This window comes from Pseudomonas sp. NPDC087358, assembly GCF_044900785.1.
Lineage (GTDB): Bacteria > Pseudomonadota > Gammaproteobacteria > Pseudomonadales > Pseudomonadaceae > Aquipseudomonas.
This window is the reverse complement of sequence record NZ_JBJDOA010000003.1, coordinates 558,383-571,515: the sequence shown is the minus strand read 5'-3', so window position 1 is coordinate 571,515 and position 13,133 is coordinate 558,383. Positions and strand designations below refer to the sequence as shown.

Here is a 13,133-nt window from a genome sequence, read left to right as displayed (position 1 = left end):
CACATTAACCCCACGCCACTCTCCAGCCCCGGCACGCGCATGAGCAAAACAACAAGAATCACCGACCCTTCCTACGAGCTGATGGACGACCATAACGGGCTGTCGATCATCTATCGTGAACATGGCTTCCCCTGCCCGCTGGTGCGCTGGCACTTTCACAAGGAATACGAACTGCACCTGATCGTTGCCAGCTCCGGCAAGGTGTTCGTCGGCGATTACATCGGCAACTTCTATCCCGGAACACTGTTCCTGACGGGCCCCAACCTGCCGCATAACTGGATCAGCCAGATCGAGGAAGACGAGGTCGTGCCCAAGCGCGACATGCTGGTCAATTTCACCGAGCAATTGCTCGACAGCGGTAACCAGGTGTTCGCCGAGCTCAAGTCGCTGGCCCCGCTGCTCGAACGCGCGCAGTACGGCATCGAGTTTCGCTGCAAGCGTACGATCCGCCAGGCCATGAAGCTGATGCAAAAGATTGCCGACTCCAGCGGCATGACCCGCCTGGGCCACTTTTTCATCTTGCTCGAACTGCTGGCCGCCAGTGATGACTTCCAGTTGCTGTCCGGCACCACGGCCTCGCAGCTCTCGGATGATCATGCCGTGGAGCGCACCAACAAGGCGGTGGAGTACATCTTCACTCACTACGCGCGCGAATTGCCGCTCGAAGAGGTGGCCGACTATCTGGGCATGAAAGCCACCTATTTCTCCCGGGTATTCAAACAGGCCACCGGCCGCTGCTTCGTCGAGTTCGTCAATCGCCTGCGCATCAGCAAATCATGCGAATTGCTGGCCGATGGCGACAAACCGGTTACCGACGTCTGCTTCGAGTCCGGCTTCAACAACATTTCCAATTTCAATCGACGCTTCCAGAAGCTCAAAGGCATGACACCGTCGCACTATCGACGCCTGGCCGTGCAACGTCTGACCGAACAGAACCTGTACTGATTCGTCCCCTTCCTGCTCCCATCAACTACGCTGGAACTGCGCCGCACTGTGCCGGATCGCAGTTTTGGGGTGTTGTCGTCTGAACTGCCAGTGCAAAAAAGTATCAGTTCAAGTGTCTCGCAGGATTTGTCATCCATCGTGCAGACCGTTGTAATCAACTGACCTTCTTCCACGTCTTGGGAAGGAACAAAAACAATAACCAAGCTTCTGTCGCCCCTTGGGCGCGGAAGAGGAGTGATAAATGAAGACCTCTGCAAAGTTTCTGCTGGCCGGGACCTATCTGACACTCTCAACCTTGGCAACCGTGGCCCAAGCGGGCGACGTGACCATTGCCACCGTCAACAACAGCGACATGATCCGCATGCAGCGGCTGTCGAAAACCTTCGAACAACAGCATCCCGATATCAAGCTCAAATGGGTCGTACTCGAAGAGAACGTCCTGCGCCAACGCCTGACCACGGACATTGCCACCAAGGGCGGCCAGTTCGACGTGCTGACCATCGGCATGTACGAAGCCTCACTCTGGGGTGCCAAGGGCTGGCTGAAGGAAATGACCGACCTGCCCGCCTCCTACGCACTGGACGATGTGTTCCCCTCGGTGCGTGACGGCCTGTCGGTAGACGGCAAACTGTTCGCCCTGCCGTTCTATGCCGAAAGTTCGATCACCTACTACCGCAAGGATTTGTTCAAGGCGGCCGGGCTGACCATGCCGGAGCGTCCGACCTGGACGCAGATTTCCGAGTTCGCCGACAAGCTCACCGACAAGTCCAAGGAGCAATACGGCATCTGCCTGCGCGGCAAGGCCGGCTGGGGTGAGAACATGGCGCTGATCAGCACCGTGGCCAACGCCTTTGGCGCACGCTGGTTCGACGAACAGTGGAAGCCGCAGTTCGACCAGCCGGAGTGGAAGAACGCGCTGAACTTCTACGTCAACGTGATGAAGAAAGACGGCCCTCCTGGCGCGTCGAGCAATGGTTTCAACGAAAACCTGGCGCTGTTCAACAGCGGCAAATGCGCGATCTGGGTCGACGCCAGCGTCGCCGGCTCGTTCGTCACCGACAAGTCCCAGAGCAAGGTCGCCGACAACGTGGGCTTTACCTACGCGCCGCATGAAGTCACCGACAAGGGCTCGGCCTGGTTGTACTCGTGGGCCCTGGCGATTCCGACCAGCGCCAAGAACGACAAGGACGCTCGCGCCTTCACCGAGTGGGCGACGTCCAAAGAGTACGCAACCCTGGTGGCGGAGAAAGACGGCGTGTCCAACGTGCCGCCGGGTACGCGCGCCTCGACCTACACCGACGCTTACAAGCAGGCGGCGCCGTTCGCCAACATCACTCTGGAATCGCTCAAGGCCGTGACGCCCAAGGCGCCAACGCTCAAGCCGGTGCCTTACGTGGGTATTCAGCTGGTGACCATTCCTGAGTTCCAGTCGATCGGTACCTCCGTGGGCCAGCAGTTCTCTGCGGCTTTGGTCGGCACGTCCTCGGTCGATCAGGCGCTGACCAACGCACAAAGCGTATCCGAGCGTGAAATGAAGCGAGCCGGCTACCCGAAAAAGGGCTGACCCTCACTGCTTCAAGGCGGCGGGAGGCGCCCTGCCCCCGCTGCCACGCTCACGCTTATGCCCCGGTTCGGAGTCATCATGAACACCTCAACCATTACCCCTCGCGCGGCCTCGGCCGACGACAAGTCGCCAGTCAAGAGCAGCGTCACCAAGCCCGGCTGGTTCCTGGTCAGCCCCTCAGTGTTGTTGCTGCTGGTGTGGATGCTCGTCCCGCTGGGCATGACCATCTACTTTTCGCTGATCCGCTACAACCTGCTTAACCCGGGCGAGAACGAGTTTGTCGGCCTTGAGAACTTCGAGTTCTTCGTCACTGACGCAGGATTCATCCCCGGCGCCCTGAACACCCTGCTGTTGGTCGGCAGCGTGCTGGCCATCAGCGTCATCCTCGGGGTACTCATCTCCGCGCTGCTGGAAGCCAGTGAATTCCTTGGCCGCGGCATCGTGCGCGTGCTGCTGATTTCGCCGTTCTTCATCATGCCCACGGTCAGCGCGCTGATCTGGAAGAACCTGATTTTCCATCCGGTGTCCGGGATCCTGGCCTCGGTCTGGAAAGCCTTCGGCGCCCAACCGGTGGACTGGCTGGCCAACTACCCGATGCTGTCGATCATCATCATCGTGTCCTGGCAATGGCTGCCGTTCGCCATCCTCATCCTGATGACCGCCATGCAGTCGCTGGATCAGGAGCAGAAAGAAGCGGCACGCCTGGATGGCGCAGGCCCCATCGCGATCTTCTGGCACCTGACCCTGCCGCACCTGGCGCGTCCGATCGCCGTGGTGGTGATGATCGAGACCATCTTCCTGCTGTCGGTGTTCGCCGAAATCTTCACCACCACCAATGGCGGTCCGGGTTTCGCCTCGACCAACCTTGCGTACCTGATCTACAACCAGGCGCTGCTGCAATTCGACGTGGGCATGGCTTCGGCCGGCGGCTTGATTGCCGTGGTCATCGCCAACATTGCCGCAATCATCCTGGTGCGGATGATCGGCAAGAACCTTACCGACAAATCCTGAGGGCAAGGTCATGATGACGCTCAAACAATCCCGTGGCCTGCAAAGTGTCTTGCTCGGCACCTTGTCGTGGCTGATCGCGGCGCTGATTTTCTTTCCGATCTTCTGGATGGTCCTGACCAGCTTCAAGACCGAGATCGATGCATTCGCCACCCCGCCACAGTTCATCTTCACGCCAACCCTGGAAAACTACCTGCACATTCAGGAACGCAGCGATTACTTCCATTTCGCCTGGAACTCGATTCTGATCTCCTTCAGCGCCACGATCCTGTGCCTGCTGATCGCCGTGCCGGCCGCCTACTCCATGGCGTTCTTCGAAACCAAGCGGACCAAGGGCACGTTGTTGTGGATGCTCTCCACCAAAATGCTGCCGCCGGTGGGTGTGCTGATGCCCATCTACCTGCTGGCCAAGACCTTCGGCCTGCTGGATTCGCGCATCGCGCTGATCGTGATCTACACGCTGATCAACCTGCCGATCGTGGTCTGGATGATTTACACCTACTTCAAGGACATTCCCGGGGAAATCCTCGAAGCCTCGCGGCTCGATGGCGCCACCACGCGCCAGGAAATCTTCAAGGTGCTGATCCCGATCTGCAAGGGCGGGCTGGCCTCCACGGCGCTGCTGTCGCTGATCCTGTGCTGGAACGAGGCGTTCTGGTCGCTGAACCTGACCTCCTCCAACGCCGCGCCGCTGACCGCCCTGATCGCCTCGTACTCAAGCCCTGAAGGCTTGTTCTGGGCCAAGCTGTCGGCCGTCTCCACGCTGGCCTGTGCGCCGATCCTGATCTTCGGCTGGATCAGCCAGAAACAACTGGTGCGCGGCCTGTCGTTTGGCGCGGTGAAATAACCGAGCCCTGTAGGAGTGAGCTTGCTCGCGATAAGGTTTTATGCCGAAACATAGATGTCGGATAGAACGGCCAATCGCGAGCAAGCCCACTCCTACAGGTGATGATTTTGTTGTATTTGAAGAATAAGACTGGAGCCCCAAATGGCTAACCTGACAATCAGAAATCTGCAAAAAGGCTTCGACGGCCACCAGATCATCAAAGGCATCGACCTGGACGTCAAAGACCGTGAATTCGTGGTCTTCGTCGGTCCGTCCGGGTGCGGCAAGTCCACCCTGCTGCGCCTGATCGCCGGGCTTGAAGACGTGACCGGTGGCAGCATCGAGCTCGATGGTCGCGAGATCACCCAGGTCACCCCGGCCAAGCGCGACCTGGCCATGGTGTTCCAGACTTACGCGCTGTATCCGCACATGACCGTGAGCAAGAACCTGTCCTTCGCCCTGGACCTGGCCGGCACGCCCAAAGCCGAAGTGGAAAAGAAAGTCGCCGAAGCAGCACGCATTCTCGAGCTCGGTCCGCTGCTGGAGCGCAAGCCCAAGCAGTTGTCGGGCGGCCAGCGCCAGCGCGTGGCAATCGGTCGGGCGATCGTGCGCAATCCGAAGATCTTCCTGTTCGACGAGCCGCTGTCCAACCTCGATGCCGCGCTGCGCGTCCAGACCCGCCTGGAGCTGTCGCGCCTGCACAAAGAGTTGAAAGCGACGATGATTTACGTGACCCACGATCAGGTCGAGGCCATGACCCTGGCCGACAAGGTGGTGGTGCTCAATGGCGGCCGCGTGGAGCAGGTCGGCTCGCCGCTGGAGCTGTATCACCACCCGGCCAACCTGTTCGTCGCAGGCTTTCTCGGCACGCCAAAAATGGGTTTTCTCAAGGGCAAGATCAGCCGCGCCGACGCCAGCGGCTGTGAAGTCACCCTCGATGCCGGGGCAACCATCAGCCTGCCGTTCACCAACGCCCAACAGAGTGTCGGCGACGCGGTGACCCTGGGCATCCGCCCGGAGCATCTGGAACTGGCCAGGGACGGTGATTGCCAACTCAAAGTGATCGCCGACGTCAGCGAGCGCCTGGGCAGCGACACCTATTGCCACGTGCGCACCACGTCCGGTGAACCGCTGACCATGCGGATTCGCGGCGATCTGGCCAGCCAGTACGGCGAGACCCTGAACCTGCACCTGGACAGCATTCATTGCCACCTGTTCGACGCTCAGGGCCAGGTCATCGGCAAGGCCCTGCAGGCAGCGGCCTGAGTTTTCGCCAAGCCTTACAGCATCAGGAATCCGAGAGCGTAATCATGAAACTGAACAAACAGAATCTGTCGAACCTGGGCGCCGACATTGCAGTGCCCGCCTACGCCCTTGAACAGCGTCGCCAAGGCATCGCCCACATCGGCGTAGGCGGCTTCCACCGCGCCCACCAGGCGTTCTACACCGACGCCTTGATGTCCCTGGGGGCCAAAGACAACAGCGGCGAGGGCCTGGATTGGGCGATCTGCGGCGTCAGCCTGCGTGAAGAAGATCGCAGCAACTTCGAAGCCCTGCGGGACCAGGACTTCCTCTACACCCTGTTCGAACTGGGCGACACCCCGGACACCGAAACCCGCATCATCGGCTCCATGAGCCAGATGCTGATGTCCACCGACAACCACCTGGCGCTGATCGACAAGCTCGCCAGCCCCGAAATCCGCATCGTCTCACTGACCATCACCGAAGGCGGCTATTGCATCGACGACAGCACCGGCGAGTTCATGAGCCACCTGCCGCAGATCCAGCACGACCTGACGCACCCGGCCACGCCGAAAACCGTGTTCGGCTACCTGTGCGCGGCACTGGCCAAACGCCGAGCCGAAGGCACCCCTGCGTTCACCCTGATGTCCTGCGATAACCTGCCGCACAATGGCGCCGTGACCCGCAAGGCGCTGCTGACCTTCGCCAGGTTGCGTGACGTCGATCTACACGACTGGATCGCCGAAAACGTCAGCTTCCCCAACGCCATGGTCGATCGCATCACGCCGATGACCAGCACCGCGCACCGCCTGCAACTGCATGACGAAAAAGCCATCGACGATGCCTGGCCGGTGGTCTGCGAGCCTTTCGTGCAATGGGTGCTGGAGGACAAGTTCGTCGATGGCCGCCCGGCCTGGGAAAAGGTCGGCGTGCAGTTCACCGATGACGTCACGCCCTACGAAGAAATGAAGATCAAGCTGCTCAACGGCAGCCACTTGGCACTGACCTATCTGGGCGCGCTCAAAGGTTACCGCTTCGTTCACGAGACCATGAACGACCCACTGTTCGTCGACTACATCCGCACCTACATGGACCTGGATGTCACCCCGCAACTGGCCCCGGTGCCGGGTATCGACCTGACCGAGTACAAGCAGACCCTGATCGACCGGTTCTCCAACCAGGCCATTGCCGACCAACTGGAGCGCGTGTGCTCGGACGGCTCGTCGAAATTTCCCAAGTTCACCGTGCCAACCATCAACCGCCTGATTGTCGACCAAGGCAACATGGACCGTGCATCCTTGGTGGTCGCCGCCTGGGCGTTGTACCTGCAAGGCAACACGACCGGTGATTTCACCGGCGAGAACGGCGTCGAGTACAAGGTCGTCGATCCCCGTGCCGACTTCTGCAAGGCGTTGGTGGCCGATGATGTGCTGGTGACTCAACGGCTGCTGGAGGTGGAAGAAATCTTCGGCGCGGCGATCCCGAAATCCGCCGAGTTCGTGGCATCGTTCGAGCACAACCTGAACAGCCTGAAGCAGTTGGGCGTCAGCAAAACCCTGGAAAACCTGTTGGCGAAAACCGTCTGAGGTGAACATGTTTCTCGGCATCGATTGCGGCACCCAAGGCACCAAGGCAATTATCCTGGATGCCGTCAGCGGCAAGGTACTGGGCGAAGGCTCGGGCGCCCATCAGATGATCAGCGGCGCCAACGGGCGCCGTGAGCAGGATGTGCAAGAGTGGCTCAATGCGTTCGAGCAGGCGACTGCGGCCGCGCTGAAACAGGCCGGGATCTCCGGTGCCCGGATTCAAGGCATCGGTGTGTCCGGGCAGCAACATGGTCTGGTGATGCTGGACGAACTGGGCCATGTGCTGCGCCCGGCCAAGCTGTGGTGTGACACCGAATCGGCGCCGGAGAATGACCGCCTGCTGGAGTATCTGGGCGGCGAAGCCGGTTCGCTCGAACGCCTGGGGGTCGCCATTGCTCCCGGCTATACCGTGTCGAAACTGCTGTGGACCAAGGAGCAATTTCCCGACCTGTTCGCCCGCATCGACAAGATCCTGCTGCCCCATGACTTTCTCAATTACTGGCTGACCGGGCGCTGCTGCAGCGAGTACGGCGATTCGTCCGGCACCGGCTACTTCAACGTGCGTACCCGCCAGTGGGACCTTGAAATTCTCCGGCACATCGACCCCACGGGCCGCCTGGTCGATGCCTTGCCGCAGTTGCTCGAAGCTCATCAAGCGGTGGGCACGATTCTGCCAGCAATCGCCGAACGCCTGGGCATCAACCCTGACGCCGTGGTCTCCAGCGGCGGCGGCGACAACATGATGGGTGCCATCGGCACCGGCAACATTGCGCCTGGCGCAATCACCATGAGCCTGGGTTCGTCCGGCACCGTCTACGCCTTCGCCGATCAGGGCAACGTCAGTGCACAACCCTCGGTGGCAACCTTCTGTTCGTCGTCCGGTGGCTGGCTGCCGCTGATCTGCACCATGAACCTGACCAACGCCACCAGCGCCATTCGTGAGCTGTTCGCGCTGGACATCGGCGCCTTCAACGCGGCCATTGCCGCCTCGCCCATCGGCGCCCAGGGGGTATTGATGCTGCCCTTCCTCAATGGCGAACGCGTGCCCGCCCTGCCCCACGCCACCGGCAGTATTCTGGGGCTGGACAGCACCAACCTGAATCAGGCCAACTTGTGCCGCGCGGTGGTCGAAGGCACGACCTTCGGCCTGCGCTACGGCCTGGACCTGCTGCGCGACAGCGGCATCAAGAGCGCCAACATCCGGCTGATCGGTGGCGGCGCGAAAAGCGCAGTCTGGCGGCAGATCGTCGCCGACATCATGGACACCCCGGTGGTCTGCACCGTTGGTAGCGAAGCGGCAGCGCTGGGCGCAGCCATCCAGGCCGCGTGGTGTCATTCCCATGTTCAGGGTGCAGTACAGTCGCTGGCGGCCCTGTGCGAGCGTTGCGTGAGCCTGGACGCCAGCAGCGAAACGCAACCGGTGGCGCAAAACGTAACGGCCTATCACAGGGTCTATCAGCACTACCGCAATCAATTGCAGGGCATTTGACGCACAGCCCGTCAGCCCTTTTGGAGTCCCTATGTATCTGGTCTGTGGCGAAGCACTGTTCGACTTTTTCAGTCAGCCGGACAGCAGTGCACAAAGCAACAAGGTGGCGTTTCAGGCCATCGCTGGCGGCTCGCCGTTCAACGTCGCCGTGGGTTTGCGCCGGTTAGGCGTGGAGTCAGGTTTCTTCGCCGGCATTTCCACCGACTACCTGGGCAAACGCCTGGCGACGGTGCTCGAAGAAGAAGGCGTACGCGATGACTTCCTGATCCACTTCGATGCGCCGACGACGCTGTCGATGGTCGCGGTAGGCGCCGACGGCTCCCCGCAATACAGCTTTCGCGGCGAAGGTTGCGCCGACCGCCTGCTGAGCATCGAGCACCTGCCGGTGCTGGATGCCAGCGTGCGCGGGCTGCACGTGGGTTCCTTCTCACTGGTGGTGCAGCCGGTCGCCGACGCGCTGTTGACACTGGTGCAGCGTGAGAGCGGCAAGCGGCTGATCACCTTTGATCCCAATGTGCGGCTCAACCCGGCACCGAGCATCGAGTTGTGGCGCGATCAGGTGGCGAAATTCGCCAAACACGCGCACATTGTCAAAGTCAGTGATGAAGACCTGCACCTGCTTTATCCAGACCTCGAGGCCGCAACCATCGCCCAGGGCTGGCTCAAGGATAACTGCCAGCTGGTTATCATGACCCGTGGCCGCGAGGGCGCGACCGTCTTCACCCGTTCACTGGGCAACTGGTCCGTCCCGGCCCGCGAAGTCCACACCGCCGACACCGTGGGTGCCGGTGATACCTTCCAGGCCGCGCTGATTACCTTCCTCACCGAACGTGAACTCGATACCCCGGCCAGCCTGCCAACGCTTACCCGCCAGACGCTGACCGAAATGCTCGACTTCGCCGTGGCTGCGGCGGCCGTGACCTGTACGCGGGTGGGCCCGGACCTGCCGTATCGGGATCAGGTGGTTTAAGCCACTTTTCAACTGGCCCGCGCTTGAGTCAATGACCGCGGCCAGGCAAAGGCCAGGCACATAAAAAAGGGGCAGCCGGTCGATACCGTTGCCCCGTTTCCTTGTCACCCACTGCATCAATCGCGCCGATCGGTCAGGCCATTTCCGCCTTCGCCATGGCGATCTTGGTCTTGACCTCTTGCTCGGCGACTTGCTGCTCCTGCCTGGTTTTCTGCAGGTCGGCCACTTTCTTGTCCACTGCCGCCTGCTGTTCCGGCGTCATCTTGTCGTACTCTTCCTTGCTCACCCCGGTCAGCTGCTGACGCACCTTCTCGGCATCGCTCTGGTTCATGTACGCCAGGAACTCATCTTTGGCCGATGTGGCCGCCGACGCACTCGAATCACTGGCGTCAACGCCTGCGATCTCGTTATCGACGGTTTTCGCCACGCTGTCGGATGCCGCGACCTGCTTGTCGGAGCTGGAAGAGAACGCAGCAGCGGCAGCCGCTTTGTCATCGTCCGTCACCGAGGCAGTGGTGTTGGCCAGCGCAGCCTTGAGGTTCACCATCATCTTGGCGAAGGATTCGTCGTAACCCTGGTCGGCGCTGCTTTGAGTGGAACTGTCGTCGCTACCGGCAATGGCGGCGACCGGCGCGCTGGCACCTGCCATTGCGCTGTTGTACGCATCCTGATCGCTTGTATCGAACTGGGTATGGGCCACAGCTTTCGAGACAAAATGCTGGATGGCACTGTTACCAATGATCATCTTTCACCTCCTTATCGGGTTATCGATGTATCTCTGGTCACAGCAAGACTGGTGCCACATCTTGTTACATCTGTGCAATGCCCGTCCTGCAAGGGTTTCGACGGTTTTCGGCCACGGCGCAGAGCGGCAATGTCGGCGTGAATTTGCCGTCGGCGGCAGGCGCTGGCCGCCCTGCCGCCTTGCCGCCTTGCCGCGCGCTTAGTCGAGAAACGCCTTGACCGCTTGATTGACCTTGCCGATCTCGCAGTTGGGCGCCATGTGTCCGCAATCATTGTCGAGCACCAGCAGCTTTGCGCGTTTTTGCGCGGCCAGCGCCTTTGACGGCCCCGGGTCGATCAACCGATCCTGTTCGGAGGTGATGATCAGCAGCCGCGCCTTGATCCTGCCCGCCAGGGCGGCCATGTCGCCATCCCGGGCCAGACCAAAAGTGGTCATCGCCTGCAGCTGTCGATACCAGTCCACTGCGCTGAAGCTCTGGCTGGTCTGGGTCCCGTGGAAGCGATCGCCGGTGGCATGTTTGCCCGCCACGGTCTTGGCCGCCGTATGCTCCGGCGTCCACATCGACTCGGTATGCAGCGCCGTGAGGTTTCTGAATACGGTGCCTGGGGGATAGTTACCGGCGTTCCAGCCCGGATTGTGTTCGATGGCGCTCAGTTCGCCCCGCCACACTTGCAGGTCACGCGCGGTCGGTTGCGCAGTGCCAACGATGCTCACGATGTTGCTCGCATAGTCGGGGTACATCACCGCCCATTGCATGGCCTGCATCGCGCCCATGGAAATGCCGACGATGGCATGGGCGTGGTCAATGCCCAGGGTCAGAGCAAGCAGCCGATGCTGCGCCTTGACCATGTCGCGGATGCCGAACTCCGGAAAGTTCAGCCGTGGGTGGCTCTTGCTGTTGGACGGTGAACAGGACACGCCGTTGCCAATAGCGTCCAGGGCAATGACATACCAGCGATCGGTGTCGATCAGTTTGCCCGGCCCGATCAGATCGATCTGGTCAGCCGTGCGTCCCGTCAGCCAGGTCGGCACCAGCACCACGTTGCTCTGGTCCGCCGCCAGCGTGCCGTAGGTTCGGTAACCCAGCGAACATTGCTTGATCTTGCCACCGACCATGGTCAGCGAGCCGATACTGGCCAGCTGCTGCTCGGCCGCCATGCACACACAGACGCTCATCATGGCGAGCAACGCACAGAGCGTGCGGCCCGCATATCGACACAGGATCATGGTTTTCCCCCAGGCAAACAGGCTTCCGTTCCGCAGCCCAGGACAACCATGTACATCACCGCCCATGCCTTCGCGCCGCAAAACAAGCGTAGACGGTTGTAGCCGGGACGTTGAATCAGGCGATCAATTGCTTGACCGGTGCACGGGCTTATTGCGGCGGATCCTGCGCCTGCAAACGCAGGCCCCAGTCGCGCAGTGAGGCGATTACCGGCCCGACTTCGCGCCCTTTGGCAGTGAGCAGGTATTCGAGACGCGGGGGGTGTTGCTCGTACAACCGTCGCTCGATCAGGCCATGGGCCTGGAGCGCCTTGAGCCGGGTCGACAAGGTGCTGGGCGCGCAGCCCTTGAGCGAATCCTGCAGATCCTGAAAGCGCCGCGAGGGGTTGCGCAACAGATCGCGCAGGATAAGGATCACCCAGCGCTCACCAATCACCTCCAGGGCGGTGATCACCGGGCAAAACGCGTAGGTCGGCATGGCCGATGAGTCGGGGGTTAGAGCATCGATGTCTGACATGCGCCGGAGTCTAGCAAGGGCGCAAGGCACTGGAAAGCCTCCCGCCCGGACATCCCCGGCACCCTCGGACCGACAAGCCCCACGCCTGCTGGCGAACGCGGCAGGCCCGTCAATTTCTTCAGCGCGGCCCCAGCGCAACAGCCATTGTCGCCATCGCGGTACTTCAGCCATGGCCACAATCGCAGGCCATCTGGCCAGACCTGCATCTAATTTCACCCTCGATGGAATAACCCTGCCTGTGCTTCGTCATACGGGCTCAAGAAAGTCATCCGAACCCAAATGAAGGAAACACACCATGAAAACCGCACTGATCGCCCTGACCCTGACCGCCCTGAGCAGCTTCGCCGTAACCGCCAACGCTGACATGAAAAACATGGCGCAGGTCCAGGAATACACTTACGGCACCAAGCTTGATATCGCTGAAGTCACCAAAACGCCCAACCTGAATTTCTGCGGCGTGCGCCCGGTGGATCTTGGTTATGTCGACCATATGGGCAAAGCCCACACCCTGCGTTACGAAACCAGTGGCAACACCTGCCTGGGCGATAACTGATACCGCCGTCCGGCAACGCCCCACGAGAAAGGTCGCCCTCACCCATAACAATGGCGACCTCTCGCATTTTTGATTTCCACGCAAAACTGTTGTGCCTGCCACGGCATTTTTCTCATTAGTCGGCCTGCGGATACTGGGCGCCATTCGACAATGGCCCTGCGCCAGAGTGCTCATCATGCCGCTTGCCTCGTTGGCGCTGACCCTCAGTGCCTTTGCCATCGGAATCACCGAATTGGCCAGCGTCGGACTGATACCGACCATGGCTGCCGGCCGCAACGTCAGCCTGCCTCGGCGGGTCCGTTGGGCAGTCTGTATGCAGACCTCGCCGGTTTTAGCCCGAACAGGGTCAGCGTTATGCTGCCGGCCAGACACCCCGGCCTGAGCGAGCGCCGCGAAAGCCCGGTGTTCGTCGGTTACTGATTGCCCCTGCGCCACAGCCTCGCCAATGCGAAGCTTCGAGGTTT

Annotated in this window: 12 protein-coding genes and 1 pseudogene; 10 read left to right on the top strand and 3 right to left on the bottom strand. The window is 61.0% G+C overall.

Going from position 1 to position 13,133, the window contains the following annotated elements:
* Positions 1-39 precede the first annotated feature (39 nt).
* The 8 genes from ACI2KS_RS09405 (at position 40) to ACI2KS_RS09370 (ending at position 9,630) form a co-directional block, all read left to right on the top strand.
* Complete coding sequence (locus ACI2KS_RS09405; protein ID WP_404619352.1) at positions 40-945, top strand: AraC family transcriptional regulator; 906 nt, start codon at positions 40-42, stop codon at positions 943-945.
* A 241-nt stretch (positions 946-1,186) separates the two neighbouring features.
* The gene (locus tag ACI2KS_RS09400) at positions 1,187-2,509 is read left to right on the top strand and encodes an ABC transporter substrate-binding protein (RefSeq protein ID WP_404619350.1); all 1,323 of its coding nucleotides are present in this window, start codon (positions 1,187-1,189) and stop codon (positions 2,507-2,509) included.
* A gap of 78 nt (positions 2,510-2,587) precedes the next feature.
* A complete protein-coding gene (locus tag ACI2KS_RS09395) occupies positions 2,588-3,520 on the top strand; it encodes a carbohydrate ABC transporter permease (protein WP_404619348.1) in 933 nt (310 codons plus the stop codon).
* A gap of 10 nt (positions 3,521-3,530) precedes the next feature.
* Positions 3,531-4,364 (top strand): carbohydrate ABC transporter permease, encoded by an 834-nt coding sequence (locus ACI2KS_RS09390; protein WP_404619346.1) that lies wholly within the window; start codon positions 3,531-3,533, stop codon positions 4,362-4,364.
* A 141-nt stretch (positions 4,365-4,505) separates the two neighbouring features.
* The gene (locus tag ACI2KS_RS09385) at positions 4,506-5,609 is read left to right on the top strand and encodes an ABC transporter ATP-binding protein (RefSeq protein ID WP_404619344.1); all 1,104 of its coding nucleotides are present in this window, start codon (positions 4,506-4,508) and stop codon (positions 5,607-5,609) included.
* A gap of 44 nt (positions 5,610-5,653) precedes the next feature.
* Positions 5,654-7,171, top strand: coding sequence for a mannitol dehydrogenase family protein (locus ACI2KS_RS09380; RefSeq protein WP_404619342.1), 1,518 nt, complete (start codon positions 5,654-5,656; stop codon positions 7,169-7,171).
* A gap of 7 nt (positions 7,172-7,178) precedes the next feature.
* Positions 7,179-8,660 (top strand): xylulokinase, encoded by a 1,482-nt coding sequence (xylB, locus tag ACI2KS_RS09375; RefSeq protein WP_404619340.1) that lies wholly within the window; start codon positions 7,179-7,181, stop codon positions 8,658-8,660.
* Between the two features lie 31 nt (positions 8,661-8,691).
* Positions 8,692-9,630 carry a carbohydrate kinase gene (locus ACI2KS_RS09370; protein ID WP_404619338.1) on the top strand — a complete coding sequence of 313 codons (939 nt, stop codon included), beginning with the start codon at positions 8,692-8,694 and terminating at the stop codon, positions 9,628-9,630.
* 133 nt (positions 9,631-9,763) lie between these two features.
* Here ACI2KS_RS09370 and ACI2KS_RS09365 read toward each other — a convergent pair whose 3' ends face one another.
* From ACI2KS_RS09365 to ACI2KS_RS09355, 3 genes are all read right to left on the bottom strand, one after another.
* The gene (locus tag ACI2KS_RS09365; RefSeq protein ID WP_404619336.1) at positions 9,764-10,375 is read right to left on the bottom strand and encodes a hypothetical protein; all 612 of its coding nucleotides are present in this window, start codon (positions 10,373-10,375) and stop codon (positions 9,764-9,766) included.
* A gap of 198 nt (positions 10,376-10,573) precedes the next feature.
* Complete coding sequence (locus tag ACI2KS_RS09360) at positions 10,574-11,602, bottom strand: alpha/beta fold hydrolase (RefSeq protein ID WP_404619334.1); 1,029 nt, start codon at positions 11,600-11,602, stop codon at positions 10,574-10,576.
* Between the two features lie 148 nt (positions 11,603-11,750).
* Positions 11,751-12,116 carry a winged helix-turn-helix transcriptional regulator gene (locus ACI2KS_RS09355; protein ID WP_404619332.1) on the bottom strand — a complete coding sequence of 122 codons (366 nt, stop codon included), beginning with the start codon at positions 12,114-12,116 and terminating at the stop codon, positions 11,751-11,753.
* 295 nt (positions 12,117-12,411) lie between these two features.
* Between ACI2KS_RS09355 and ACI2KS_RS09350 the strand changes: the two genes are divergently transcribed.
* Complete coding sequence (locus ACI2KS_RS09350; protein WP_404619330.1) at positions 12,412-12,669, top strand: DUF2790 domain-containing protein; 258 nt, start codon at positions 12,412-12,414, stop codon at positions 12,667-12,669.
* Positions 12,670-12,844: 175 nt separating this feature from the next.
* A pseudogene (locus ACI2KS_RS09345) lies at positions 12,845-12,987 on the top strand (MFS sugar transporter); the annotation flags it as partial.
* Positions 12,988-13,133: the final 146 nt, after the last annotated feature.